This is a genomic window from Halomonas sp. Y3 (assembly GCF_024137965.1).
Taxonomy (GTDB): domain Bacteria; phylum Pseudomonadota; class Gammaproteobacteria; order Pseudomonadales; family Halomonadaceae; genus Halomonas; species Halomonas mongoliensis.
On record NZ_CP099975.1, the window covers coordinates 2996924 to 3021513 of the forward strand.

Below are 24590 nucleotides of genomic sequence, written 5' to 3' on the forward strand. Positions count from 1 at the left end.
GGGCAGCATGCAGGAAATCGGCAAGCGCGGTTCATTCGAAGATGGAATCCAGCGAGAGCCCCTGCTTGTCGAGCACCCGGCGCAGCTTCTTGAGCGCCTCCACCTGGATCTGACGCACCCGCTCCCGGGTCAGGCCGATCTCCTCGCCCACCTGCTCCAGGGTGGCCGCCTCGTGGCCGCGCAGCCCGAAGCGGCGTACCACCACCTCCATCTGCTTCTCGGTGAGCTCGGCGAGCCAGTCGTCGACGTGCTGCTTGACATCCCCGTCGAGCAGGGAGGACTCGGGGCCGACCTCGTTGTCGTCGGCCAGGGTCTCGATCAGCGGCTTGTCGCTGTCGCCTCCCACCGGGTAGTCCACCGAGGAGATCCGCTCGTTGAGCCCCATCATCTTCTTGACGGTCTCCACCGGCTTGTCGAGGTAGTCGGCAATCTCATCGGCGGTGGCCTCGTGGTCGAGCTTCTGGGTCAGCTCCCGGGCCGCCCTCAGGTAGATATTGAGCTCCTTGACCACGTGGATGGGCAGACGAATGGTGCGGGTCTGGTTCATCAGGGCCCGCTCGATGGTCTGGCGGATCCACCAGGTGGCGTAGGTAGAGAAGCGGAAGCCGCGTTCGGGGTCGAACTTCTCCACGGCGCGGATCAGGCCGAGGTTGCCCTCTTCGATCAGGTCGAGCAGCGACAGGCCGCGGTTGAGGTAGCGCCTGGCGATCTTGACCACCAGACGCAGGTTGGACTCGATCATCCTCGAGCGGCCGGCCGGATCCCCCTTGCGGGCGAGGCGGCCATAGTAGACCTCCTCTTCCGGGGTCAGCAGCGGCGAGAAGCCGATCTCGTTGAGGTAGATCTGAGTGGCGTCAAGGCTGTGATTGCTGTAGCGATCCTCGCGACTGAGCGCCTTCTCGAAGGCCTCTTCGTCGCGGCTGCTCTCCGCCTCGCTGCGATCGTCATCCAGCTCGTCGACACTCTCGTCTTCCTTCTCCTCGAGCGTGTCGAGATTCACATCCTGAAGGTCCCGTTCAAGCATGCTCATCGATGGCTACCCTGTGGTTGCGTCCCGGCGCCGACGCCCTGGGAAGAGCATCGGCGCTCATGATTATTATTGTGTGACACCCCGCCGGTGCGCCGGCCACCGAGCACTCAGCGGGACGGCAGGTAGTTCAGGGGGTCCTGAGGCTGCCCATTCCGGCGCACCTCGAAGTGCAGCCGCACGTCTTCGGCATCGCTATCGCCCATGGTGGCGATCACCTCCCCGGCCTCGACCACGTCATTCTCGCGGACGCGCAGGGAGTCATTGTGCGCGTAGGCGCTCAGGTATTCGTCGTTGTGCTTGAGCAGAATAAGGTTACCGTAGCCCCGCACCCCGCTGCCGGCGTAGACGACGATACCCGGTCCGGCGGCTCTGACAGGTTGCCCCTTTTGCCCGGCGATATCAATCCCGGCGGTGATGCTGCCGCCCTCGCCGAAGCGGCCCACGACCTCGCCGTCGGCGGGCCAGCGCCAGTTCACCTCATCCACCGGTGTATAGGTGCGCGAGGAGCGGTCCGGAGCCTGGCTGCCACCCGCCACCGCGGTGCCGACTTCCGGCTCCGGCGCGGCCGCCGGCGCGGGCTCCGGCTCCGATTCCGGTTCCGGCTGGGGAGCGGGCGCCGGCTCGGCAGCCGCCACCTCTCGGGCCGGCTCCGGCTCGACGACCGGCGCGCGCGCCGGCGTCTCGTCGGCGTCGCGGCGAGGAATGGGTCCCGGAGCGGCCGTGCCGCCGGCCGCCTCCGCGGCGCTCTCCAGCGCGCCCTGGCTCGGGCCATCGGCCGCATCCAGAGGCTGGGCAGCAAAGCTGCGTCCCTGCTCGACGGAGCCGTCCGGCAGCAGCCACTCCATGCTGCCGCTCTCCTCGGCGGGGGAGCGGGCGCCACCCAGGGGCGTCGCCACTACGCCACGGCTCGCGGCCACCTCGGTGGTGGCTCCGTCCCGAGAGGGCGCTGGACCATCAGGATCCAGCACCAGGCGCTGGCCGGGGTAGATCTGGTAGGGCGGGCCAATACGGTTGATGCGTGCCAGATCGCGGTAGTCCAGGTTGTGGCGCCAGGCGATGCCATAGAGGGTATCTCCCGCCTCTACCGTGTAGTGAGAAGCGCTAGACTGCTCCCGGCTCGCAGAGAGGTCGCGCACCTGCACCTGGGGCGCCTCGCCCTGCTGGGCGGCACAGCCGGCCACGGCCAGGGCCAGCGCAGAAATCATCATTGCCTTACGCATCGGAAGCATCCTCCTTGTTCGCCCCGCGGGGCGTGCTCGCAGCGGCCGGTCGGCTCGTGCGATCCAGCAGCAGCACCAGGGCCGCCCCGGCCAGCATCAGTGCCACCACGCCCGTCAGCTGGGACGGCTCGCCGGTCAGCATGGCGAAGTCGCTCGGGGTGAGATAGCGGTAGTCCAGCGGAATCATCTGCCCTTCGGGGCCGAGCTGATAGCGTACCAGCTCACGCCAGGGCCAGAGTACCGGCAGCGACCCCACGATAAAGCCCACCAGGAGCTGCAGGGTGCCGGCATGGAAGCGGTGCAGCAGCCAGGAGAGCAGCCGCGAGAAGAAGAACAGGCCGATCAGGCAGCCCAGCCCGAAGATGGCGATGAGCCCCAGATCGAAACTGCGGATCCCCTGCATCACGGTGCCATAGAGCCCCATGGTGAGCAGCAGGAAACTGCCCGAGACCCCCGGCAGCAGCAGCGCACTGATGGCGATGGCGCCACCTACCACCAGCATGATCTCCTGGCTGCCGAGCAGGGTGATCAGTGGCATCAGGGCGGGCAGGAAGTGCGCCATCACCAGCCCCGCCGCCAGCGGGGCGATATGCCACCAACGCCAGTCCAGCGGGTGGCGGCTGACCACCAGCGCCGAGGCCGCCACCAAGCCAAAGAAGAAGCCGTTGAGCAGCAGCGGGTAGTCTTCCATCAGCCACACCACCAGGTGCGCCACCGTGATCAGGCTGGCGGCGATGCCGGCCAGCAGCGGAATCACGAAGCCCAGGTTGAGGTGGGCGATCAGCAGCGGCAGGCCACCGCGACGCCAGGCCACGAAGGCGCTGGGGCCGAACTGCTTGATGGTGTGGATCAGCTCCTCGTAGATGCCGGTCACGAAGGCGATGGTCCCCCCCGAGACGCCGGGCACGGCATCGGCGGCGCCCATTCCGGCGCCCCTGAGAAAGATTCCTGGGTAACGCTTCAAGCGCAAGCTCCTTTCAACGAATGACGCCTTCCAGCAGCGGCACGAAACGCACCGCCTCGAGCCGCTGCCGTTCATAGTGGTCCCCCTGGCGGCGCACCCGGGTCAGCCACTGGCGCCCCCGGGAATCCGCCAGCGGCGTTATCAACACCCCGCCGTCGGCCAGCTGGGCCAGCAGGGGGGCGGGAAGCTCACCGGCACAGGCGGTGAGCAGGATGACATCGAAGGGAGCCGCTTCCGGCCAGCCGTGGCCGCCGTCGGCCAGCCGCAGGTGAACCTGCTGGGCCCCGAGCAGGCGCAGCCGCTCGGCGGCACGCCGGTGCAAGGCATTGATTCGCTCGATGCTCCAGAGTTCCGGCACCAGCCTCGCCAGGATCAGGGTCTGGTAGCCCGAGCCGGTACCGATCTCCAGCACGCGGCCCGGCTCGGCCGCAAGCACCAGCTCGGTCATCCGCGCCACCATCCACGGCTGGGAGAGCGTCTGGCCTTGACCGATGGGCAGGGCGGTGTCCTCATAGGCGCGGTGGGCGAGCGCCTCGTCCAGGAAGAGGTGGCGCGGCTCGCTGGCCAGGGTCGCCAGCACACGCGCATCGCGGATGCCCTGCTCGGCGAGCCTCGCCACCATGCGGTCCCGGGTGCGCTGGGAGGTCATGCCGACCCCACGCACCAGCTCCGTGAGTTGTTCAGGTGAGAGCATCCAGCCAGCCCTGCACGTCGCCGATGGCCGCATGCCGGGTCAGGTCGGTCTGCAGCGGGGTGATGGAAACATAGCCCGCCTCGACCGCGGCGAAGTCGGTGTCGGGACCGTCATCGGCATTTTCGCCGGCGGCGGCGATCCACCAGCGCACCCGCCCGCGGGGGTCGCGCACCTCCAGCGGGCGCGATGCCGGCCCTCGATAGCCAAGCCGGGTGACCCGAAAGCCCTGGATCTCGTCCCAGGGCAGGTCGGGCACATTGACGTTGAGCAGGCTGCGCGGCGGCAGCGACAGCTGGTCGGCGGCGCCCACCAGGCTGGCCGCCACTCGGCCGGCAGTATCGAAGTGGCGCGACCCCGTCAGCGACATGGCGATGGCCGGCATCCCCAGGTTACGCCCCTCCATGGCGGCGGCTACGGTGCCGGAGTAAAGCACGTCGTCGCCCAGGTTGCCGCCATGGTTGATGCCGGAAATCACCAGGTCTGGCTTCTCGTCCCAGACCCCGTTGACCCCCAGGTAGACGCAGTCCGCCGGGGTGCCGTCGACGCTGTAGAAGCCGTTGTCCATGTCGGTGAGCGATAGCGGACGGCTCAGGGTCAGGGAGTTGCTGGCGCCGCTCTTGTCGCGGTCCGGGGCTACCACGCGCAGCCGCGCGTGGGGCGACAGGGCGTCATAGAGCGCTCGCAGGCCCGGGGCGTGCACGCCATCGTCATTGGAGAGCAGTAGTCGACGCATCGCAGGCTCCTTACAGGGTGGGATGGGCAATCAGTTCGCGCAGCACGGCGGTGGCGAAGGCGCCCCGGGGCAGGCTGAAGGCGAGCCACAGTTCGCCCTCGCCCCGGGTCAGGCGCGGCTCGCCGAGGCGCAGCCGCAGGGCGCGCCGCCCCAGGCGAACCCCGGCCCGCTCCAGTCCGTCACAGAGCGACGGATAGCGCTCCGCCAGCCGCGCCTCCAGGGCCAGGGCCTCGCCTTCGGCTACCGAGCGGCCGACGCCCCAGAGCACGCCGCTTGGGTGCAGGTCGAGACGGGCGGCACGGGCCTCGAGCTCGGCATCGGGCGCCTCCAGGGTGAACTGGCTGGCGGTACCGTCGAGGATCGCCACCTCCCCCGGCAGCAGCCGATTCCAGCTGCCGTCGCGGACCCGCTCGGCCAGCCCCTCGTTGAACAGGAAGCTGCGCGCCGCCGAGAGCAGCATGCCGTCGCGGTCGTCGCGCTTGCGCCAGCCACGGGCCAGCAGGGAGCGGGCGCGCAGCAGGTTGCGACCGTCGGGGCCGAAGCGCTGGGGGCCGAAATAGTTGGCCACCCCCTGCGCCACCAGACGCTGCCAGCGCGCCTCCAGGGCGGGGTCCTCCAGCGCCGCACCGGAGAGGCGCAGCCGGAAGCGGTTGGCGCGATGCACCCCGCGCTTGAGCTTGCGGGGGTGGCGCGCCTCGGAGAGCACGCGCACGCCCCGCTCGGCCAGGGCCTCGGTGAGCCCCGCCGGCGCCTCCCGGCCGGGCAGCTGCACCGAGAGCCACTGGCGGGTCACCGCCACGCGGTCCTTCATGCCGGAGTAGCCCACGTCACGGGGCGAGACCTCGCAGAGCCGCGCCAGCTCGCGAACCGCCATGGCGGTGGTCAGGTCGCGCTTCTCGATATGCAGCCAGAGGTGCTCGCCCTCCCCCTCCGGGGCGAAATCGAGCACCTCGGCCACCTGGAAATCCTCGGGGCGGGCCCGGTAGTCGCCGGCCGGCGGCGCCCCGAACTCGGCATCGAGCACCCGCGGCCAGGCCGGGGGCCAGAGGATGCCCTCCGCCGCCGCCTCACCCATGGGCGTTCTCTAGCGGCAGCAGCAGGGCCACCGCCTCGGCGGCGATGCCCTCGCCGCGGCCGGTAAAGCCCAGCCGCTCGCTGGTGGTGGCCTTGACGTTGACCGCGCCGACGTCGACGCCCAGGTCCTCGGCGATAGTGGCCGCCATGGCCGCGATATGCGGCGCCATCTTCGGCGCCTGGGCGATCACCGTGGCATCCAGGTTGCCGACCCGGTAGCCGGCCTCCCGCACCAGGGCCACCACATGGCGCAGCAGCATGCGGCTGTCGGCACCCTTCCAGGCCGGGTCGGTGTCGGGGAAGTGGCGGCCGATATCGCCCAGGGCGCAGGCCCCCAGCAGGGCATCGCTGATGGCGTGGAGCAGCACGTCGCCGTCGGAGTGGGCGATAAAGCCGTGGTGAAAGGGAACGGCAACGCCGCCGATCATCAGGTGGTCGCCGTCGCCGAAGCGGTGGACGTCAAAGCCGTGGCCGATGCGCATCATCTCTCCGTGGCGCCACTGGGCGCACTCTCGGGCTGGCCCGAGGAGACCGCCCGGCCCGCAGCGCAAGAGCGCTGGGCGGCCAGGATCTGCCCGGCCAGGGCCAGGTCCTCGGGATGGGTAATCTTGAGGTTGTCGCGACGCCCGCTGACCAGCCGCGGGGCGAGGCCTAGGGCTTCCACCGCCGAGGCCTCGTCGGTGACCGTTACCCCGGCCTCCAGGGCGGCGGCCAGGGCCCGGCGCAGCAGGCCGAAGCGAAACCCCTGGGGGGTCAGGGCGTGCCAGAGCCCGGCCCGGGGTGCGGTGCTCGCCACCCGCTCGGCGCCGTCGTCGCGCTTCATGGTATCGGCCACCGGCGCGGCCAGCAGCCCCCCCACCGGGTCGTCCGTCAGGGCGGCGCGGAGGCGCTGCAGGTCGGCCACGGTGACGCAGGGACGGGCCACGTCGTGCACCAGCACCAGATCATCGTCACCGGCCTCGGCGGCGATGGCCGCCAGGGCGTTGGCCACCGAATCGGCCCGCTCGGCGCCGCCGGTCACCCGGCGCCACTCTGCGAAGGGCACCCAGGCCGGTTCGAAACGGTCGTCATCCGGGTCCAGGCAGAGGCAGAGCCGCGCCCCGGGAAAGGCGGCGTGGAGCCGCGCCAGAGTGTGGGCCAGCACCGGGCGGCCGTCGAGCTCCAGATACTGCTTGGGGCGGTCGGCGCCCATGCGCCGGCCCTGCCCCGCCGCCGGCACTACCAGCCACAGCGTCTCGCTCATCGGCTGGCCTCCAGGCCCATCGCCGGCGCGGGGTTGACCACCGGGGTCGCCTCCACCGCCACGCCGGGCACCCAGAAGAAGTGCTCGTCGGCGCGCACCATGCCGATGTCGCTGCGGCTGCGCTCCTCGATGGCGTCCAGGCCGGTCTTGAGGTCCAGCACCTCGGCGGCCAGGCGGGCGTTGCGGTCGCGCAGGGGCTTGTTGGCCGCCTCCAGGGCCGCAACCCGCTCGCGCACCTCACCGAGGTCGCGCACGCCGCCCTCCCCGAGCCACAGGCGATACTGAAGCAGGGCGAGCAGGACCAGCAGCACGATGGCCAACCACTTGAGCATGAACAGCGTCCGTCGCGAGAAAATGAATGGCAGGCATTATGCCACCATCGCCGGGCCCGCTCACGCCCTGAAGGGCAGCGCCTGCTCGGCGGCGGTGCAGTAGGCCCGCACCTGGGGGCGCTCCTCGGCGCAGAAGCGGGCCACGGCGTCGCGCAGGCGAGGATCGGCAATATGATGCAGGGAGGTGAGCAGGCACGGCGCGAAGCCTCGGGTCAGCTTGTGCTCCCCCTGAGTGCCGGGGTCGAAGGCGGTGAGCCCCCGGGCCAGACAGTGCTCGATGCCCTGGTAGTAGCAGGCCTCGAAGTGCAGGCAGTCGGCCATCACCTCGCTGCCCCAGTAGCGGCCGAAGAGGGTGCGCGAGCCCTGCAGGCAGAGGGCCGCCGCCACCGGCTTTCCCGCCAGTCTCGCCTGCACCAGCAGCAGGCTCTCCGGCATGGCGGCGCGCAGGCGGCGGAAGAAGTCCGCCGTCAGGTAGCCGTGGCGCCCGCGCTCCAGGTAGGTGATCTCGTAGCAGCGAAAGAAGTGCTCGAGAGCCTCTTCATCGATGGCCTCGCCCTCCAGGCGGTGCAGGGTCAGCCCCTGATCGGCGACGAGGCGCCGCTCGCGGCGAATCGCCTTGCGCCGCTTGGCGGTCATGGCGGCCAGAAAGCCCTCGAAGTCGCCGTAGCCGGCGTCCCGCCACTGGAACTGCACCCCGTGGCGGGCCAGCAGCCCGGGGCGTGCCGCCTGCCAGTCGGCCACCTCGGCTTCCTCGGCGAACAGCAGGTGCCAGCTGGAGAGCGGGCCCTGCTTGCCATCGCCCTCCCAGGCCGTGGCCAGCAGCCGGCGGGCTTCCAGGGGGTCGACCCCCTCCGCCAGCGCCAGCCGCGGCCCGGGCACGGGGGTATAGGGGATCGCGGTGAGCCCCTTGGGGTAGTAGCGCCCGCCGGCTCGCTCCCAGGCGTCGGCCCAGCTCCAGTCGAAGACGTACTCCCCGAAGGAGTGGTGCTTGTGATAGTGGGGCATCGTCCCCACCAGGCGGTCGCCCTGCCAGAGAGTCAGGTGGCGCGGCACCCAGCCGGTGGCGGGGCTCACCGAGCCGCTGGCCTCCAGGGCGTGCAGGAACTCGTGGCGCAGGAAGGGGTAGTCGTCACCCGTCAGGGCGTTCCAGTCGGAGGCCGCCACCGCCTCCATGGCAGGCAGCACTTGCAGCATGAGCTTGGACATGGCGGCTCCCGGGGGCTGATAATTCCATAGCGGAACGGCGTCATTGTGCCAGACCCGCTTCCAGCCTTGTACATCTCAGGGAGAGCTGCATGACTCATGTCCAGACGCTTCAGGCCCGCTTCGATGCCCAGCGCCGCGCCTTCGCCGCCGAGCCCTGGCCCGACCTGGCCCTACGTCGCGACCGGCTCGCGCGTCTGGCGACCATGACCCGCCGCCACCGCGACGAGATCAGTCGGGCCATCGCCTCCGACTTCGGCTACCGGGCCGAGGCCGAGAGCCGGCTGGCCGAGGTGGCCACCGTGCTGCAGGCGATCCGCCACGCCCGGCGCCACCTGCGCCGCTGGATGCGACCGCGCCGCGCCGCCGTGCCCTGGCGGCTCAAGCCCGGCCGCGCCCGGGTCCATCGCCAGCCCCTTGGCGTGGTGGGCATCATCGCCCCCTTCAACTACCCCTGGAACCTGGCCATGCTGCCGGCGGTGGACGCCCTGGCCGCCGGCAATCGGGTGCTGATCAAGCCCAGCGAACACACTCCGGTCACCAGTGCCCTGATGGCACGCCTGGCCGAACGCTACTTCAGCGCCGAGGAGCTCTGCGTGGTGGAGGGGGGCATGGGGGTCGCGAAAGCCTTCGCCGCCCTTCCCTTCGACCACCTGCTCTTTACCGGCGGCGGGCGCATCGGCCGCGAGGTGGCACGGGCCGCCGCCGCCAACCTGACCCCCGTCACCCTGGAGCTCGGCGGCAAGACGCCGGCCATCGTCGCCGACGACGCCGACCTGACCCGCGCCGCCGAGCGCATCGCCTTCGGCAAGTGGCTCAACGCCGGCCAGACCTGCATCGCCCCGGACCACGTGCTGGTGGAGAGCGCACGGCTGCCGGCGCTGGTCGAGGCGCTAAAGGCCGCGGTGGCAGACTTCTACCCGAAGGGCTGCACCAGCGCCGACTACAGCGCCGTGGTGGGGGAGCGGCAGCAGTCGCGCCTCACCGCCATGCTGGAGGAGGCCCGGGACCACGGCTGCCGGGTGATCGAGCTCGGCGAGCGCCGGGAGCTGCCCGATGGCGGCGTCAAGCTGCCCCCCGTGCTGGTGGTGGACCCGAACGAAGGGCTCGCCATCATGCGCGAGGAGATCTTCGGCCCCTGGCTACCCATCGTCGGCGTGCGCGACTTCGACGCCGCCCTGGCCCACGTCAATGCCGGGCCCAGGCCCCTGGCCCTCTACGCCTTCACCGACGATGCCGAGCGGCGCCGGCGGGTGCTGGAGACCACCCGCTCCGGCGGCATGGTCTTCAACGACACCCTCTGGCACAGCGCCGTGCCCGCCCTGCCCTTCGGCGGCGTGGGCGAAAGCGGCATGGGCGCCTATCACGGCGAGGCGGGCTTTCGGCGCTTCAGCCACGAGCGCAGCGTCTTCATTCAGGCCCGACGCAACGCTGTCTCGCTGCTCAACCCGCCCTATCGCCGCTGGCTGCTCAAGCTGCTGGGGCTCTAGCCCCGGCGCCGTCATCGCACGAAACGCTGGAGACTCACCATGCCCACGCTCAATGCCACCGTTGCCGACGTCACCCGCCGCATCCGCGAGCGCTCCGCCGAGCGCCGCGCCCTCTACGAGGCGCGCATGGCGGCCCAGCACCGGCGCGGGGTGCATCGCGGCGAGCTCTCCTGCGGCAACCTGGCCCACGGCTTCGCCGCCTGCGGCGCCGAGGAGAAGCAGGCGCTGAAGCTGATGAACTCGGCCAACCTCGGCATCGTCTCCGCCTACAACGACATGCTCTCGGCTCACCAGCCCCTGGAGGACTACCCGGCGATCCTCAAGGCCGCCGCCCGAAGCATGGGCTCCACCGCGCAGTTCGCCGGCGGCGTGCCGGCCATGTGCGACGGCGTCACCCAGGGCCAGCCCGGCATGGAGCTGTCGCTCTTCTCCCGGGAGGTGATCGCCATGGCCACCGCCGTGGCGCTCTCCCACAACATGTTCGATGCCGCCCTCTATCTGGGCGTCTGCGACAAGATCGTGCCTGGGCTCTTTATCGGCGCGGCGCGCTTCGGCCACCTGCCGGCGCTCTTCGTGCCCGCCGGCCCCATGGAGAGCGGCCTGCCCAACCGGGAAAAGGCGCGCATCCGCCAGCTCCATGCCGAGGGCAAGGTGGGCCGCGAGGCGCTGCTCGAGGCCGAGTCCGCTTCCTACCACAGCCCCGGCACCTGCACCTTCTACGGCACCGCCAACTCCAACCAGCTGATGATGGAGATCATGGGCCTGCACCTGCCCGGCGCCTCCTTCGTCAATCCGGGCACCCCGCTGCGCGAGGCCCTGACCCGCTATGCGGCCGAGCAGGCGATCCGCAATACCGAGGCCGGCGGCGACTACCGCCCCTTCTATCGGCAGGTCGACGAGCGCGCCATCGTCAACGCCATGGTGGGTCTGCTCGCCTCCGGCGGCTCCACCAACCACACCCTCCACCTGGTAGCCATGGCCGCCGCGGCGGGGCTGACCGTCACCTGGGACGACTTCACCGCCCTCTCCGCGGTGACTCCCGGCCTGACCCGCATCTACCCCAACGGCCAGGCCGACGTGAACCACTTCCATGCCGCCGGCGGCATGAGCCTGCTGATTCGCGAGCTGCTGGGCGCCGGCCTGATCCATGGCGATATTCCCACGGTGTTCGGCAGCGACCTCACCGCCTACACCCGGGAGCCCTGCCTGGAGGAGGGCCGGCTCGTCTGGCGGGAGGGGCCCACCGAGAGCCTCGACACCGACGTGCTGCGCGGCGTGCAGGATCCCTTCGCCCCCACCGGCGGGCTTGCCGTACTGGACGGCAACCTGGGCCGCGGCGTGATCAAGGTCTCGGCGGTAGCCGAAGAGCATCGTGTCGTGGAGGCGCCGGCGCGGATCTTCGAGGACCAGAACGCGCTCAAGGCGGCCTTCGAGGCAGGCGAGCTGGACCGCGACCTGGTGGTGGTGGTGCGCTACCAGGGGCCCAGGGCCAACGGCATGCCGGAGCTGCACAAGCTCACCCCCTACCTCGGCGTGCTCCAGGACCGCGGCTTCCGGGTGGCACTGGTCACCGACGGGCGCATGTCCGGCGCCTCCGGCAAGGTGCCGGCGGCCATCCATATGACCCCGGAGGCCCTGGATGGCGGCCCCCTGGCACGGCTGCGCGACGGCGACATCATCCGCCTGGACGCCAACGCCGGCACCCTCGAGGTCAAGGTCGCCGCCGATGAGCTGGCCCAGCGCGAGCTGGGCGAGCCGCACCTGGAGCACTATCACCTGGGCCTGGGCCGCGAGCTCTTCACCGGCCTGCGCCACCTGGCCAGCGGCTCCGAGGCCGGCGCCAGCGTCTTCGGTGGCTTCGAGGCCGACGACCTGGCCAGCCAGGCCGAGCAGATCCGCCAGCAGGATGCCTGAGCTCGGGGAGCTGCCGTGCTAGGCTATGCCGCCTCTGCCAACGCCATGACCGCAGCACCGCCAGCTCAGGAGGCCTCATGATTCCCGCTTCGCTCAGAACCCTGCTCGACGAGACCCGAGGCCAGCGCCGGGCCGAATGGCAAGGCCGCCAGGTGTGGCTGGCCAACGAGGCCTGGGGCGAGCTCGCCCTCTCCCTGCAGGGAGGCCAGGTCCTGCACTTTCTTCCGTCGCCCGACGCCGCGACCGCTGAGGGTTCCCTTTCGTCGCCCGACGCCGCGACCGCTGAGGGCTCTCTTCCGTCGTCCGACGCCGCGACCGCTGAGGGCTCTCTTCCGTCGCCGCTCTCTAACGCGTCCGAAGACACGCGAACGCGCGTCAGCGCCTCACGCCCAAGCGAGAGCGAGGGCGAGGGCGAGGGCGAGGGCGAAGAAGCGTTGGTGGCAGGTGGCTGGCTCTGGGTGACGCCCACCCCCCAGGCGCTGCCCGGCACGATCCGCGGCGGCATCCCGCTCTGCTGGCCCTGGTTCGCCGACGACCACTATGCCGACGAGAGCGAGGACAGGAGCGGCCCCTTCCACGGCCCGGCGCGCCTGGCCGGCTGGCGCCTGGACGCCGTGGATGAGCATGAGGAGGGGGTGGAGCTGCATCTCTCACCAGAGGAGCGACTGCACACTCAGCTCGCGCCGCGGGTGGTGATCCAGGCCAACGCCCGGCGTCTGCACGTGGAGCTGATCACCGAGCACGTGGGCGAGACCCCGGTGAAGATCAGCGGCGCCCTGCACAGCTACCTGGCGGTGGCCGACGCCCGAGCCTGCCGCCTCGAGGGGCTGGTCGGCGCCCGCTACCTGGACAAGCTGGCCGGCTTCGCCGAGGGCGAACAGCAGGGCGAGCTCGGGGTACGCGGCGCCGTGGACCGCATCTACCACAGCAACGCCGAGCTCACCCTGGACGATGGGCAGCGCCGCCTGCGTATCGCCCGCCAGGGCAGCGACTCCGCGGTGGTCTGGCAGCCGGGTGACGCCCTGCCCGAGGACACCCCCGCCGATGCCGGCCGCCGCTTCCTCTGCGTGGAGGCCGCCAACACCCGCCTCGACCCGGTGTGGCTGGTACCCGGCGCCCAGCACCTTCTGGGCACCACGCTCTCGCGGGGGTGAGTCGGGCTATTGTTCCAGCTGGTTCTCATTGATCATGGCCTGACTCCTCCGTGATATAGGCCTGCTGGGGGTGGTTGGGCTTGGTTGGGTACAGCAGCTTGAGCCGCCGAGCCCTGACCATGGGCTGCAGATAATGCTTGCGCAAGGACTCCGCCGAGCGATTGAGCAAGCGAGTCAGCTCATCCAAGCGCAAGGGACGCCGGCAACAGAGGGCCAGGATGACCTCCTCAACCTTGCCCCTCGGTGCCTTACCCCTCTCGGCGATAGGCCTTGCCAGTGCCTCAAGGTCCTCCCAAGGTCCGGAGCTAATGCCCAAAGGTCCGGAGCCCGTCTCCAAAGGTCCGGAGTTGGATAGCAAAGGTCCGGAGCTCATGTTCAAAGGTGCCGAGCTGGAGCCAGCCGTCTCTTCCGCCATCTCAAGTTCAGTGAAGATATCCTCCAGGTACGCATCAGGCAGGAAGTACACCGTTCCACGACCAGCTCCGCCGCGCAGCATCAGACGCTTCTCCACCAGCCCAGCAAGCAGCTGACTAAGGTCTCTAGGATGAATATCCAGGATGGACATCATGCGCCCATGGTCCACCGTCCTCTCGATGGAGGCCGTCACAAGGACAAGGCGCTCCTTGTCCGACAGGCTAGCGAAGACATCCTCTCCCAATGAGGCGTGCAGCTCGGCCAATACCGACTCCGGCACCAGGCTGAGCATGTGCAATTCCAGCAGGGTCTGATCGGAGGGCGCCTGGGTTTCGCGCAGCACCGGCTTTCGCCAGTGCTGACTCGACCAACCCTGGAAAATCTTGGGCAGCCCGGAACCTGCATTCTCGCCCAGGCCGATATAACGAAACATGTTTTGCAACAATCGATTACGACAATCGCTGTACCCCCCGGCCATGGCTTGATCCACCGGCACCCGCATCAGGCCAGGGTTGCGGAACCCGAACATGTCCGGTCTCTTGACCACCAGTATCGAGGCCCGCCCACTATAGTCCGCGTGCACCAGGGTGTTGACCAGGGCCTCACGCAACGCCTTGTGGACCAGAGTGTCATCCTGGCGCTGGTCGCCCTCCAGAGCGAAGGGCACCTTGAGATCGGCAGTCAGCTTGCGAATCACACGGCGATAGAAGTCGAACACGTTCCCCGACCAGCTGCCATCCAGAGTGAATCGGTCGACCCAGCGTAACTCCGCTTTTGGCTCGGGGCGCTCCTGGTAGTCGAGCATGTAATTGGGAAAAGCTTCGATTATGGCGACCTGCTGGCCAAACATCAGAAGCCCGGCGCGTGTCAGCCCAGAGCCCCCAGCTTCCCGGTCCTTGCGCCAGCCACCGATCTGGTAAAGAAACGCCTGGGCATCCAGTTGGTTCCACGGATGGTCAGGCTGCCGATTGGCGTAGAGCTGGCGATACTGATTGAAGCTCTCGATATCCAGGTCATCCAGGCCAAAGCCCCGCAGGATCTCACTGTCACGGCTGTCCTCGACCTGCTCGGCCAACATGCGCCGCACCTGCTCTTCACCCAGCAGATGGTCGGTGCTGTTGAAGCGGCGATAGGTACCGCTCAGAGGGTTGCCGCGGAGATAGACAGGCCGCTGCTTGCGAGTCGCCGCCGGCACATGGATATGCACGACGGTCTTATCCTCAATCTCGATGAGGCGGACCCAGAGGTCACTAAGCAGGTTGACGCTGACCTTCTGAGGGTTGTTGAGCCCGGTCCAGAGCTCATCGATAACCTTCTGGGGGTCAGCCACGCCGGCTAGTTCGAAATGGCCACTGGATCTCTCCCGCACCCCCAGGAAGATGTCGCCACCACGGGTGTTGGCGAATGCACTGTAGGTCGGCCAGAACTCCTTGGGCAGCGCTCCCTTGCCATCGCGCCCCTGAGCCAGCTTGCACTCCACATCCACGCTTTCGCGCAGGGCCGAGATATCCTCCAGGGAGTCGATTTCAAGCATCGCCATCTTCCTTTGCCAGCAGAGTGACAGACCTGTCGCGACCGAAGAGGCGGGTCATCTGGTCCAGGCTGAGCCAGGCGGTTTCCGGCTCAAGCGCCACTTCCAGCTGTGCCTGGCCATCACGGGAAGTGAAGATTCGTACTTGCTGCTCGGTCATGACAGTTCCTCGCCATTGCCTTGGGCAAGCGCCTGCGTGTCGGTTCATGGATGGAAAGTCATCCGGAAACCACCAGAAGGTAAGCGCCCACCTCTGCAGGCGCTCAGATCAGCTCAGTGATGAAACCGCTCCGCGGCTTCCCGGGCCAGCTGGCGGATGCCGTGCCAGTCCTCGGCGTCGATCAGGGACTGGGGCGTCAGCCAGGTGCCGCCCACGCACATCACGTTCTTCAGCGCCAGGTAGTCCTCGGCGTTCTCCAGGGTGATACCGCCGGTGGGGCAGAAGCGCGCCTCGGGGAGCGGGCCGGCGAAGGCCTTCAGCGTCTTGACGCCGCCGCTGGCCTCGGCGGGGAAGAACTTGAAGCGGCGGTAGCCGTGCTGCCAACCGGACATCACCTCGGAGACGGTGGTCACCCCCGGCAGCATCGGCACGGGGCTGCTGACGCCGTGGCGATAGAGCGCCGCCGTGGCCCCCGGCGTGACCACGAAGTCGGCTTCCACCTCCTCGGCCTGGCGGTACTGGGCCGGGGTGAGCACGGTCCCCACGCCCACGCTGGCCTGGGGCAGCGCCGCCTTGATGCGGCGCACCGCCTCCAGGGCGCAGTCGGTGCGCAGGGTCACCTCCAGCACGGAAAGCCCCCCCTCCACCAGGGCGGTGGCCAGGGGCACCGCATCCTCGAGGCGCTGGATGGCCAGCACCGGGATCACCTCCGCCTTGAGGCAGATGCTGTCGAGCTCGGTGGTGCGGGTCGAGGGCAGCTGTTTGTCGATGGTCATGGAACACCTCCGGTCGGTTCAGGGAGCCCAGTAAATCGCCAGCGGGCAGGAAAGAAAGGCGCGGATCGGCAGCTCCCGGGGGTCATCCCCGGCCAGGGCGCGCACCAGGGTGTCGCGCTTGTCGCCGCCGGTGATATGCAGGAAGTGACGCCGGGCACGGTGCAGCCGGTCGCCGCTCAGGGTCAGCCTGGGCAGCTGGCCCGGGGCGCGGATCGCCACCGCCGGCTCGGCGGTGGTCAGCGCCAGGGGCAGCTCCGGGCTGTCGGGGAAGAGCGAGGCGGTGTGGCCGTCGCCGCCCATGCCCAGCACCACGGCGCTGGCGGGCCAGGCCAGCGACGCGAGCCGCCGGGCCACCTCAGCCACGCCCTGCTCCGGGGTGGGGTCATGGGTGGTCAAGGAGACGAAGGTGGCCGCCGCCGCAGGGCCCTGCAGCAGGTGGTGACCCACCAGGCGAGCGTTGCTGTCGGCGTGCTCCATTGCCACCCAGCGCTCGTCGGCCAGGGTGACCTCGACCCGCTCCCAGGGCAGCTCCCGGGCGGCCAGGGCCCGGAAGAAGGGCACCGGGGTAGAACCGCCGGAGACCACCAGCAGGGCACGCTCCTGGTGATTCAGGTCATGCTGCAGCGCTTCCGCCACCGCCTCGGCCAGCTGGGTAGCCAGGCGCTCTCGACACAGCTCGCTCATATGGTTTCCTCCCGAGAGGCCTTCCAGAATCGCGCGATAAATCGCGCTCCTACAGCTCCCGACGAAGCCCGCCCCTTCCTGTTTCCGGCCTCATCGCGGCGCTCCTGACGCTCGCTAGCAGTCTGTCGGACTTGAGGTTAATGGATGAGCTGAGGCGTGGGTTCTTCACCAACCCCCTGTGTTGGTGTTGGTGTGTGGCTCTTAACCTGCCCCTCAGCTTCTGCAAGGCGGTTCTGACGCCTTGCCTGCTGGCCGGTTGGGCGCGGCGAGCCCTCGGCCCTCAGCCCGCCGTCAACCGGTGCATCCGCTTGATATTCCACGCCATGGTGGCCAATCGCCACTCACCACTGACGTTCTCCAGGCCGCGCAGCGAGAACTGCCGGAACCCCATCACGTGCTTGATGATCCCGAAGACGGGTTCCACGGTATGTTTGCGCAATGCGTAGAGCGCTCGGCCCGCCTGCGTCTTCAAGCGGTGTGCCATTTGCTCGACGGGATCCTCGCTCGCCGGGGCAGGAGGATCAGCGGCGAAGCGCTCGAAGACCGGGAGGTGGTGGACGTCGCGCTGCATCGCCAACAGCGGTTCGATGCCATGGGCATGGCAGGCCTGGACATTGGCGCCACTGAAGTAGCCGGTATCGGCCAGCAGGTGGTCAGGTTTTTCCAGCGTTTCCGGGTAACCTTGCCAGGCCGTCAGTAGCGGCATGACTTGCTGCTTGTCATTGGTCGCCTGGGTGACGTGGACATGGGTCACCAACAGGCTGTCGGTATCAACCGCGGCTTGGGCGTTGTAGCACTGATCAAACCCCTTGCCGGTGACCGGCATGATGCGCGACTGCGGGTCGGTGAAATTGATCTGATCCTTGTCACGCGGGCCACCAGTGGGCGGTTCGGGGTCACGCCCACGGGGCTTCTTGCCGGCCTTGCGCTGCGCCTCCCGCCGCGCCACCTTTTCCTGATAGGCGGCTTGCTCGGTGGCGTCCCGCTCCTCGGCGCGCGCCTCGATCTTGGCCTTCGCCTCGGCGATGGCCGCCAGGCGGGCTTCACGGCGGGCAATCTCGGCGGGGATGTCCATGCCGTCGGCCGCGTCCTCCTTGTCCGCCGACTCGGCCCGCTCGGTCAGCGCTTTCACCTCTGCCCTGAACTGTGCCTCCAGCTTCTTGGCATGGCCATACGACAACGCCTTGTGCTTGCTGGCGTTGGCCTTGAGCTTGGTGCCGTCCAGGGCGATGGTGCCAAGCTTGAGCAGCTTCATCTCGCGGGCCAGCAGCAGCACCTGTACGAACAACTGTTCCAGTTCCGGCAGAAAGCGGCGGCGAAAGGTGGCCAGCGTGTCATGGTCGGGATGGGTATTGGCGGCCAGGTAGCGGAACGCCACCGAGTCATAGGTGGCACGCTCGATCTTGCGGCTGGAGACCACCCCGGTGGCGTAGCCGTAGATCAGCAGGCTCAGCAGCACCGCCGGGTGATGTGCCTTGGAACCCCGCCCCATGTAACGCCGGGTCAACGTCGAGAGGTCCAGTTGTTCGACAACATCGACAACGAACCGCGCCAGGTGACCATCGGGCAACCACTCGTCTACCGAAGGCGGCAGCAGGTAATCGGTCTGGCGGTCCACAGGGATGAAGCGGCTCATGGCGATCTTCTCAGCTCGGCGATGACGGTGGTCAGTATCTCACGGTGCGACGGAAAGTCCGACAGACTGCTAGTAATCCTCGTACCAGCTTCGGCCATCCTGGGTGATCATGGCGGTCTTGAGAAAGTGGCGACCGGCCCTGGGGCCAGCCGGCACTTCTCAATAATCCTCGTACCAGCTTCGGCCATCCTGGGTGATCATGGCAATGGACGCGACCGGCCCCCAGGAGCCGGCGGGGTAGCGCCTTGGCGGCTCGGCCCGCTCGGACCAGGCGGCCACCAGGCTGTCGCACCAGCGCCAGGCGTGCTCCACCTCGTCCCGGCGCACGAAGAGATATTGCCGCCCCTTCATCACCTCCAGCAGCAGGCGCTCGTAGGCGTCGGGAATCCGCGTCTTGGGAAAGGCGCTGTTGAAGTCCAGCTGCAATGGGCCCCGGCGCAGCCGCATGCCCTTTTCCAGGCCGCTGTCCTTGGTCAGCACCTCCAGCATGATGCCCTCCTCGGGCTGCAGGCGGATCACCAGCTTGTTGGCGGCCAGGTCGCGCTGGTCCGGGTCGAAGATGTAGTGGGGCTGCTGGCGAAAGTGGATGACGATCTGGGAGAGCTTCTCGGGCATGCGCTTTCCGGTGCGCAGGTAGAAGGGCACCCCGGCCCAGCGCCAGTTCTCCACGCCGGTGCGGATGGCCACGAAGGTCTCGGTATGGCTCCCGGGGTTGGCCCCCTCCTCCTCCAGGTAGCCGGGCACGGCCTGGCCGTGGACGGTACCGGTAATGTACTGGCCGCGCACCACGTCCCGGCCCAGCCGTTCCTCGGTAAAGGGTCTGAGCGCCCTGAGCACCTTGACCTTCTCGTCGCGGATGGCATCGGCGTCGAGGTTGGCCGGCGGGTCCATGGCGATCAGGCAGACCAGCTGCAGCAGGTGGTTCTGCACCATGTCGCGCAGCTGGCCCGCCTCATCGAAGTAGCCCCAGCGCCCCTCGATGCCGACCTGCTCGGCCACGGTAATTTCCACGTGAGAGATGTGGTTCTGGTTCCACTGGGTACCGAAGAGCGGGTTGGCGAAGCGCAGCGCGATCAGGTTCTGCACCGTCTCCTTGCCCAGGTAGTGATCGATGCGGTAGATCCGCGACTCGGGAAAGACGGCACCGATGGCGTCGTTGATCGACGCCGAGGAGGCCAGGTCGTGGCCGATGGGCTTCTCCACCACCACCCGGGCCCGCTCATCGAGGCAGCCCGCCGCCTCCAGGTGGCAACAGATGTCGCCGTAGAGCCTGGCCGCCACGGAGAGATAGACCACCAGGGGACGCGAACTCCCGCGGTGCCAGTCGGCAATCTGCGCGTAGCCCTCGGGCAGGGCGAAGTCGAGGCGGCGGTAGTCCAGGCGGGCCAGAAAGCGCGCCATGGCCTCACGCTCCTGCTCCTCGGCCCGCAGCTGGCGCGCCAGGGCCTGCTCGATCTCCTCGCGAAAGGCCGCCGCGTCCAGCTCCCGGCGCGCCAGCCCCAGCAGGCGCGTGTCGGCGGGCAAGAGCCCCTCCCGATCGAGATGGTAGAGCGCCGGAAAGAGCTTGCGCCGGGCCAGGTCGCCCATGGCACCGAAGATCGCCAGATCGATGCCGTCACCGGCGGTCGGCTTCCCTCGAGTCTGCTGCGTCATGCCCTGCCCTCCTTGTCTGCCGGCGCGCTCCTGTGCGGAGCCGGACCGGTCCATCGCCTACCCGCAGCATAACCTGCATAATGTCGTTAAATCACCACATCCCCTGCCGCCAGCCGTTACGGAGACCCCAACCGCCCATGGCCAGTCACGACCTGCTCGATCGAATCCGTCAGCGCCTCGAGGAGCTCAACCGTTCGGAGCGCAAGGTCGCCGACGTCATCCTCGCCGACCCCACCGCCGCCACCAGCATGAGCATCGCCAGCCTGGCCCAGGCCGCCTCCGTCAGCGAGCCCACCGTCAACCGCTTCTGCCGCAGCTTCAACGCCAAGGGCTACCCGGACTTCAAGATCAAGCTGGCCCAGAGCCTGGCCGGCGGTACGCCCTATGTCAGCCAGGCGGTGGAGCCCGACGACAGCGCCGCCGACTACACCCGCAAGATCTTCGGGGCTACCATGGCCGCCCTGGACGAGGCCCTGCGCCAGACCGACCCGGTGCGCATCGAGAAGGTAGTGGACTACCTGATTCAGGCTCGGCAGCTGCACTTCTTCGGGCTCGGCGCCTCGGGGGCCGTGGCCCAGGATGCCCAGCACAAGTTCTTCCGCTTCAACATGCCGGTCACCGCCTACGTGGACGTGCTGATGCAGCGCATGGTGGCGTCGAGCTGCCACACCGGGGACGTGGTGGTGGTGATCTCCTGGACCGGCCGCACCCGGGAGCTGGTCGATATCGCCCGCCTGGCCCGGGAGAACGGCGCCGTGGTGCTGGGCATCACCGCCCCGGGCTCGCCCCTGGCGGCGGAGTGCACCGAGACCCTGGAGGTGGCCACCCCCGAGGATACCGACCACTACATGCCCATGACCTCGCGCATGATCCAGCTGACGCTGATCGACGTGCTGGCCACCGGGGTGACCCTGCGCCGCGGCGAGGACTTCCTGCCCCATCTCAAGAAGATCAAGGACAGCCTCAAGAGCACCCGCTACGCCGCCCCGCGCAATGACTGAACACCACCCGCGGGCTTGCCAGAGGCGGCCTCTCGCACAACAATAGCTCCCCCTGTCACCGCTGGAGCCCTGCCATGCGCCGCCTTGCCCTTGCCGCCACCCTTGTCCTGTTCGCCCAGGGTGCGGCCGCCGAGACCTTCCGCTTCACCGCCATTCCCGACGAGGACCAGGCGCGCCTGGTGGAGCGCTTCGGCAAGGTCGCCGACTATCTGGAGGAGCGCCTGGGCGTCGAGGTGGAGTACGTGCCGGTGAAGTCCTACAGCGCCGCGGTCACCGCCTTTCGCAACGACCAGGTGCAGCTGGCCTGGTTCGGCGGCCTCTCCGGCGTCCAGGCCCGCCGCCTGGTACCGGGCTCCCAGGCACTCGCCCAGGGCAGCGAGGATGACGCCTTCATGAGCTACTTCATCGCCCACCGCTCGACCGGCCTCGAGCGGGCCGATGAGCTGCCCGACGCGCTCGAGGGGATGAGCCTCACCTTCGGCTCGCGCACCTCCACCTCCGGGCGCCTGATGCCGGAGCACTTCTTCCGGGAGCGCTTCAACGACGTCGACCCCGAGGCCTTCTTCTCCCGGGTGGGCTACTCCGGGGACCACTCCCGCACCATCGCCCTGGTGGAGGCGGGCACCTGGGATATCGGCGCGGTGAACTATACCGTCTGGGACGCCGCCGTCGCCGATGGCCGCGTCGACACCGACCGGGTCTCGGTGATCTGGGCCACCCCGCCCTATCCCGACTACAACTGGACCCTGCGCGGCGACGCCGACGAGCGCTTCGGCGAGGGCTTCACCGAGAAGGTCCAGGCCGCCTTCCTGGAGATGGACGACCCGGCGCTGCTGGCGAGCTTCCCCCGCGAGGCCTTCATTCCCGCCGACAACGCCCTCTACGCGCCCATCGAGGAGGTCGCGGAAGAGCTCGGCCTGCTGCGCTGAGGGCAAGCGCCATGGAGAGCGAGCAACGCCGCCCCCCCACCGGCCCTGCACTGGTCCGCTTCGAGGCCGAGGATCTCGGCCACGGCCGCGACCGCCAGGGGCGCCTCCGCCACCTGGTGCTGCCCGGACTGGCGCTCACCCTTTACGAGGGTGAACGGGTGGCGCTGCTCGGCCAGAGCGGCTCGGGCAAGTCGACCCTACTGGCCGAGCTGCGCCAAAGGCTCGGAACCCGCGCCGCCTGGTGCCCCCAGCACCACGGCCTGGTGCCTCAGCTTGCCGTCTACCACAACGTCTTCATGGGGCGACTGCCGGAGCACTCGGCCCTGGCGGCGCTCTGGAACCTGGTACGCCCCCTGGCTCGCCCCTGGCGGGAAGTGGGCGAACTCTGCACGCTGCTCGGGCTGGAGGGCCTCGCGCGGCGCCCGGTGGGTCGACTCTCCGGCGGCCAGCGTCAGCGGGTGGCCATCGCCCGCGCCCTCTACCAGGGGCGGGCGATCTTCCTCGGCGACGAGCCGGTGGCCAGCGTCGACCCCCACCAGGCGCTGCGCCTGCTGGGACTGATCGATGCCCGCCATTCCACCTCGGTGGTCGCGCTCCATCAGCGCGAGCTGGCGCTCTCCCACTTCGACCGGGTCTGGGGGCTAAGGGAGGGTCGGCTGGTGATCGATGCCCCGACCCGGGCGCTGACCCTGGCCGACCTGGACGCCCTCTATCCGGATGCCGACGCCCCGGCCGACGCCTCCTCAGAACCGGCCGCGCCGACGATGCCGAATCCGGAGGCGCTGCCCTGCGCCCGGGGCCGGCCGTGAGCGAGGCGCGCACTCACCCGCCCCGCCATGGGCGCCACTGGTGGCGGGGCGACACACCCGGGCTCAAGCTCGCCCGCCACACCCTGGGGCTGGTGGCCCTGGCCGTGGTGCTCCTGCCCTTCGCCGATCTCGCCATCCACACCCGGGAGCCCTGGACGGAGCTCGGCCGCATGGCACTGGGCATGGCCTGGCCCGCCTGGGGGTCGCTGGAGTCGCCGCTCTCCGCCATCGGCCTGACCGTGGCGGTGGCGATCTGGGGCACCCTGGCCGGGGTGGTGCTGGGCTTCCCCCTGGCGCTGCTCTTTGCCCGCTCGCGGCTTGTGCGCGCCGTCTGCGCCTTCCTGCGCGCCATCCATGAGCTCTTCTGGGCGCTGCTCTTCCTGCAGGTGTTCGGGCTCTCGGCCGTCACGGCGCTGGCAGCACTGGCCATCCCCTATGCCGGCATCTTCGCCAAGGTCTATGCGGAGATCCTCGAGCAGACGCCCCGGGCGCCCCGGGACGCCCTGCCCCCGGGCACCGGCCGCCTGGTGCGCTTCGTCTACGCCGAGCTGCCGCTGGCCTGGGCGCAGCTTGCCGCCTACACCCGCTACCGCTTCGAGTGTGCCCTGCGCGCCAGCGTGCTGCTGGGCTTCGTGGGGCTGCCGACGCTGGGCTTCCACCTGGAGACCGCCTTCCGGGAGGGGCGCTATCACGAGGCGGGCGCCCTGCTGTGGCTCTTCTATCTGCTGATCGCCAGCCTGCCCGGCTGGAGCCACCGTCGGCTGATCCCGGTGCTGCTGGTCGGTGGCGCCTGGCTGCTGGGCCCCTGGCCCAGCGTGGATGGGGCCCTGGTATGGCGCTTCGTCAGCGAGGACATCTGGCCACGAGAACTGCTGGCCGGGGACTGGGCGGGCCTGGTCGAGTGGCTGTCGCGCATCCCGGACCTGGGGCCGGCCATCGGCAACACCCTGCTGCTGGGGCTGCTCGGCACGGTGGGCGCACTGCTGGTGGCCATGGCGCTGTGGCCCCTGGCCTGCCGCCACTTCGGCAATCGCGGCACCCGGCTCACCGGCCACGGCCTGCTGATCGCCCTGCGCTCCACCCCGGAGCTGATGCTGGCGTTTCTCTTCCTGCTGCTGCTGGGGCCCTCGCTGCTGCCCGCCTGGCTGGCGCTGGCGCTGCACAATGGCGCCCTGATCGCCTTTCTGGTGGCGCGCCACGCCGACGCCCTGACGCCCGGCATGCCGGGGCTCTCCGCTACGGGCCGGCTGGCCTACGAGCTGCTGCCGCGGCTCTATCCGGGCATGCTGGCGCTGCTCTACTACCGCGCCGAGGTGATCCTGCGCGAAACGGCGATCCTGGGGATGCTGGGGGTGGCGACGCTGGGCTTCTATATCGAGGAGGGGTTCGACTACCTGATGTTCGACGTGGCCTTCTTCCTGCTGCTGATCAGCGCGACGCTCAATATCGCCGTGGACGCCCTGTCGCGGCGTCTCAGGCCGAGGGACGGGGCCGTCATGGACGACCCCTGCATGCGGTAGGGCCGCTCAGTAGCTGTACTCGCCGCTGACCACGGCGGCCGAGACGGTGATCTCCACCTTGAGCTCGTCGGCGGGCATGGGCGCGCAGACGCAGGTGCGCGCCGGGGCGTGGCCGGTGGGCACCCAGGCATCCCACACCGCGTTCATGGCGGCGAAGTCGTGGCCGTCTTTCAGGTAGATCGTCGCGGTCAACAGGTTCTCGCGGTCGGAGCCGATCTCGGCGAGCAGGGCGTCCACGCGCGCCAGCATGCTCTGCGTCTGCTCGGTGATGTCGCCGTGGCGCGCCTCGGGGCCGGCCACCTGCCCACACAGGTAGGCGATGCCGTTGTGGATCACGGCGCGGCTCATGCGCGCCTTGGTGTCGTGACGGACAATGCTCATAAAAACCTCTCCTTGAATGTTTCCGGCAGTACATTCCCCTGCCGA

Annotated in this window: 24 protein-coding genes; 7 read left to right on the top strand and 17 right to left on the bottom strand. The window is 69.2% G+C overall.

The features are described from left to right. Positions 1-31 precede the first annotated feature (31 nt). The 10 genes from rpoS to NHL60_RS14235 form a co-directional block, all read right to left on the bottom strand. The gene (gene rpoS, locus NHL60_RS14190) at positions 32-1030 is read right to left on the bottom strand and encodes an RNA polymerase sigma factor RpoS (protein WP_253444696.1); all 999 of its coding nucleotides are present in this window, start codon (positions 1028-1030) and stop codon (positions 32-34) included. A 107-nt stretch (positions 1031-1137) separates the two neighbouring features. Further along, entirely contained in the window at positions 1138-2250 is a 1113-nt protein-coding gene (locus tag NHL60_RS14195) for a peptidoglycan DD-metalloendopeptidase family protein (RefSeq protein ID WP_253444699.1), read from the bottom strand. Continuing rightward, positions 2243-3214, bottom strand: a complete 972-nt coding sequence (locus NHL60_RS14200; protein ID WP_253444702.1) for a DUF368 domain-containing protein — start codon at positions 3212-3214, stop codon at positions 2243-2245. Before NHL60_RS14200 ends, NHL60_RS14195 begins: the two co-directional genes overlap by 8 nt. A 13-nt stretch (positions 3215-3227) precedes the next feature. Beyond that, a complete protein-coding gene (locus NHL60_RS14205; RefSeq protein WP_253444705.1) occupies positions 3228-3908 on the bottom strand; it encodes a protein-L-isoaspartate(D-aspartate) O-methyltransferase in 681 nt (226 codons plus the stop codon). Further along, positions 3895-4641: a 5'/3'-nucleotidase SurE gene (surE, locus tag NHL60_RS14210; protein ID WP_253444708.1), complete on the bottom strand. Its 747-nt coding sequence runs from the start codon at positions 4639-4641 to the stop codon at positions 3895-3897. The genes NHL60_RS14205 and surE overlap by 14 nt, the downstream gene beginning before the upstream one ends. Before the next feature lie 10 nt (positions 4642-4651). Next, a complete protein-coding gene (truD, locus tag NHL60_RS14215) occupies positions 4652-5716 on the bottom strand; it encodes a tRNA pseudouridine(13) synthase TruD (RefSeq protein ID WP_253444711.1) in 1065 nt (354 codons plus the stop codon). Beyond that, a complete protein-coding gene (gene ispF, locus NHL60_RS14220; RefSeq protein ID WP_301271066.1) occupies positions 5709-6197 on the bottom strand; it encodes a 2-C-methyl-D-erythritol 2,4-cyclodiphosphate synthase in 489 nt (162 codons plus the stop codon). Before ispF ends, truD begins: the two co-directional genes overlap by 8 nt. After that, complete coding sequence (ispD, locus tag NHL60_RS14225) at positions 6197-6958, bottom strand: 2-C-methyl-D-erythritol 4-phosphate cytidylyltransferase (protein ID WP_253444717.1); 762 nt, start codon at positions 6956-6958, stop codon at positions 6197-6199. Before ispD ends, ispF begins: the two co-directional genes overlap by 1 nt. Then, the gene (ftsB, locus tag NHL60_RS14230) at positions 6955-7290 is read right to left on the bottom strand and encodes a cell division protein FtsB (RefSeq protein WP_253444720.1); all 336 of its coding nucleotides are present in this window, start codon (positions 7288-7290) and stop codon (positions 6955-6957) included. The genes ispD and ftsB overlap by 4 nt, the downstream gene beginning before the upstream one ends. A 60-nt stretch (positions 7291-7350) precedes the next feature. Beyond that, entirely contained in the window at positions 7351-8496 is a 1146-nt protein-coding gene (locus tag NHL60_RS14235) for a GNAT family N-acetyltransferase (protein ID WP_253444723.1), read from the bottom strand. A gap of 89 nt (positions 8497-8585) precedes the next feature. Here NHL60_RS14235 and NHL60_RS14240 point away from each other — a divergent pair, with 89 nt between their 5' ends. The 3 genes from NHL60_RS14240 to NHL60_RS14250 all read left to right on the top strand — a co-directional run bounded on the left by NHL60_RS14240 (position 8586) and on the right by NHL60_RS14250 (position 13051). After that, entirely contained in the window at positions 8586-9983 is a 1398-nt protein-coding gene (locus tag NHL60_RS14240) for a coniferyl aldehyde dehydrogenase (RefSeq protein ID WP_253444726.1), read from the top strand. A gap of 39 nt (positions 9984-10022) precedes the next feature. Continuing rightward, complete coding sequence (gene edd, locus NHL60_RS14245; RefSeq protein ID WP_253444729.1) at positions 10023-11897, top strand: phosphogluconate dehydratase; 1875 nt, start codon at positions 10023-10025, stop codon at positions 11895-11897. Positions 11898-11974: 77 nt separating this feature from the next. Next, positions 11975-13051 carry a D-hexose-6-phosphate mutarotase gene (locus NHL60_RS14250; protein ID WP_253444732.1) on the top strand — a complete coding sequence of 359 codons (1077 nt, stop codon included), beginning with the start codon at positions 11975-11977 and terminating at the stop codon, positions 13049-13051. 25 nt (positions 13052-13076) lie between these two features. Here NHL60_RS14250 and NHL60_RS14255 read toward each other — a convergent pair whose 3' ends face one another. The 6 genes from NHL60_RS14255 to zwf form a co-directional block, all read right to left on the bottom strand. After that, entirely contained in the window at positions 13077-14999 is a 1923-nt protein-coding gene (locus tag NHL60_RS14255) for an RNA-binding domain-containing protein (RefSeq protein ID WP_253444734.1), read from the bottom strand. Continuing rightward, positions 14992-15156 carry a hypothetical protein gene (locus tag NHL60_RS14260; protein ID WP_253444737.1) on the bottom strand — a complete coding sequence of 55 codons (165 nt, stop codon included), beginning with the start codon at positions 15154-15156 and terminating at the stop codon, positions 14992-14994. Before NHL60_RS14260 ends, NHL60_RS14255 begins: the two co-directional genes overlap by 8 nt. A gap of 113 nt (positions 15157-15269) precedes the next feature. Next, on the bottom strand, positions 15270-15932 hold the full coding sequence (locus NHL60_RS14265) for a bifunctional 4-hydroxy-2-oxoglutarate aldolase/2-dehydro-3-deoxy-phosphogluconate aldolase (RefSeq protein WP_253444740.1): 663 nt from the start codon (positions 15930-15932) through the stop codon (positions 15270-15272). An 18-nt stretch (positions 15933-15950) separates the two neighbouring features. Further along, positions 15951-16616 (bottom strand): 6-phosphogluconolactonase, encoded by a 666-nt coding sequence (pgl, locus tag NHL60_RS14270; RefSeq protein WP_253444743.1) that lies wholly within the window; start codon positions 16614-16616, stop codon positions 15951-15953. 280 nt (positions 16617-16896) lie between these two features. Continuing rightward, positions 16897-18252 (bottom strand): IS1182 family transposase, encoded by a 1356-nt coding sequence (locus tag NHL60_RS14275; protein ID WP_253443240.1) that lies wholly within the window; start codon positions 18250-18252, stop codon positions 16897-16899. A gap of 159 nt (positions 18253-18411) precedes the next feature. After that, positions 18412-19905 (bottom strand): glucose-6-phosphate dehydrogenase, encoded by a 1494-nt coding sequence (gene zwf, locus NHL60_RS14280; protein ID WP_253444746.1) that lies wholly within the window; start codon positions 19903-19905, stop codon positions 18412-18414. A gap of 137 nt (positions 19906-20042) precedes the next feature. Between zwf and NHL60_RS14285 the strand changes: the two genes are divergently transcribed. The 4 genes from NHL60_RS14285 (at position 20043) to NHL60_RS14300 (ending at position 24164) form a co-directional block, all read left to right on the top strand. Beyond that, positions 20043-20906 carry a MurR/RpiR family transcriptional regulator gene (locus NHL60_RS14285; protein ID WP_253444748.1) on the top strand — a complete coding sequence of 288 codons (864 nt, stop codon included), beginning with the start codon at positions 20043-20045 and terminating at the stop codon, positions 20904-20906. A 74-nt stretch (positions 20907-20980) separates the two neighbouring features. Next, positions 20981-21835 carry a putative selenate ABC transporter substrate-binding protein gene (locus NHL60_RS14290; RefSeq protein WP_253444751.1) on the top strand — a complete coding sequence of 285 codons (855 nt, stop codon included), beginning with the start codon at positions 20981-20983 and terminating at the stop codon, positions 21833-21835. An 11-nt stretch (positions 21836-21846) separates the two neighbouring features. Further along, positions 21847-22644: an ATP-binding cassette domain-containing protein gene (locus NHL60_RS14295; protein WP_253444753.1), complete on the top strand. Its 798-nt coding sequence runs from the start codon at positions 21847-21849 to the stop codon at positions 22642-22644. Next, positions 22641-24164 (top strand): ABC transporter permease, encoded by a 1524-nt coding sequence (locus NHL60_RS14300; RefSeq protein ID WP_253444756.1) that lies wholly within the window; start codon positions 22641-22643, stop codon positions 24162-24164. Before NHL60_RS14295 ends, NHL60_RS14300 begins: the two co-directional genes overlap by 4 nt. Before the next feature lie 6 nt (positions 24165-24170). Here the strand turns inward: NHL60_RS14300 and NHL60_RS14305 are convergent, their stop codons facing one another. Continuing rightward, entirely contained in the window at positions 24171-24545 is a 375-nt protein-coding gene (locus NHL60_RS14305) for a RidA family protein (protein ID WP_253444759.1), read from the bottom strand. Positions 24546-24590 lie beyond the last annotated feature (45 nt).

Bases quoted from the DNA above. Each gene is read 5' to 3' on its own strand.
- pgl (WP_253444743.1), bottom strand. From the start codon at position 16,616: ATGAGCGAGCTGTGTCGAGAGCGCCTGGCTACCCAGCTGGCCGAGGCG.
- NHL60_RS14250 (WP_253444732.1), top strand. From the start codon at position 11,975: ATGATTCCCGCTTCGCTCAGAACCCTGCTCGACGAGACCCGAGGCCAG.
- NHL60_RS14295 (WP_253444753.1), top strand. From the start codon at position 21,847: ATGGAGAGCGAGCAACGCCGCCCCCCCACCGGCCCTGCACTGGTCCGC.
- NHL60_RS14265 (WP_253444740.1), bottom strand. From the start codon at position 15,932: ATGACCATCGACAAACAGCTGCCCTCGACCCGCACCACCGAGCTCGAC.
- edd (WP_253444729.1), top strand. From the start codon at position 10,023: ATGCCCACGCTCAATGCCACCGTTGCCGACGTCACCCGCCGCATCCGC.
- NHL60_RS14195 (WP_253444699.1), bottom strand. From the start codon at position 2,250: ATGCGTAAGGCAATGATGATTTCTGCGCTGGCCCTGGCCGTGGCCGGC.
- truD (WP_253444711.1), bottom strand. From the start codon at position 5,716: ATGGGTGAGGCGGCGGCGGAGGGCATCCTCTGGCCCCCGGCCTGGCCG.
- ftsB (WP_253444720.1), bottom strand. From the start codon at position 7,290: ATGCTCAAGTGGTTGGCCATCGTGCTGCTGGTCCTGCTCGCCCTGCTT.
- NHL60_RS14290 (WP_253444751.1), top strand. From the start codon at position 20,981: ATGCGCCGCCTTGCCCTTGCCGCCACCCTTGTCCTGTTCGCCCAGGGT.
- NHL60_RS14285 (WP_253444748.1), top strand. From the start codon at position 20,043: ATGGCCAGTCACGACCTGCTCGATCGAATCCGTCAGCGCCTCGAGGAG.
- NHL60_RS14205 (WP_253444705.1), bottom strand. From the start codon at position 3,908: ATGCTCTCACCTGAACAACTCACGGAGCTGGTGCGTGGGGTCGGCATG.
- NHL60_RS14260 (WP_253444737.1), bottom strand. From the start codon at position 15,156: ATGACCGAGCAGCAAGTACGAATCTTCACTTCCCGTGATGGCCAGGCA.
- surE (WP_253444708.1), bottom strand. From the start codon at position 4,641: ATGCGTCGACTACTGCTCTCCAATGACGATGGCGTGCACGCCCCGGGC.
- NHL60_RS14275 (WP_253443240.1), bottom strand. From the start codon at position 18,252: ATGAGCCGCTTCATCCCTGTGGACCGCCAGACCGATTACCTGCTGCCG.
- rpoS (WP_253444696.1), bottom strand. From the start codon at position 1,030: ATGAGCATGCTTGAACGGGACCTTCAGGATGTGAATCTCGACACGCTC.
- NHL60_RS14240 (WP_253444726.1), top strand. From the start codon at position 8,586: ATGACTCATGTCCAGACGCTTCAGGCCCGCTTCGATGCCCAGCGCCGC.
- NHL60_RS14305 (WP_253444759.1), bottom strand. From the start codon at position 24,545: ATGAGCATTGTCCGTCACGACACCAAGGCGCGCATGAGCCGCGCCGTG.
- zwf (WP_253444746.1), bottom strand. From the start codon at position 19,905: ATGACGCAGCAGACTCGAGGGAAGCCGACCGCCGGTGACGGCATCGAT.
- NHL60_RS14235 (WP_253444723.1), bottom strand. From the start codon at position 8,496: ATGTCCAAGCTCATGCTGCAAGTGCTGCCTGCCATGGAGGCGGTGGCG.
- ispF (WP_301271066.1), bottom strand. From the start codon at position 6,197: ATGCGCATCGGCCACGGCTTTGACGTCCACCGCTTCGGCGACGGCGAC.
- ispD (WP_253444717.1), bottom strand. From the start codon at position 6,958: ATGAGCGAGACGCTGTGGCTGGTAGTGCCGGCGGCGGGGCAGGGCCGG.
- NHL60_RS14255 (WP_253444734.1), bottom strand. From the start codon at position 14,999: ATGCTTGAAATCGACTCCCTGGAGGATATCTCGGCCCTGCGCGAAAGC.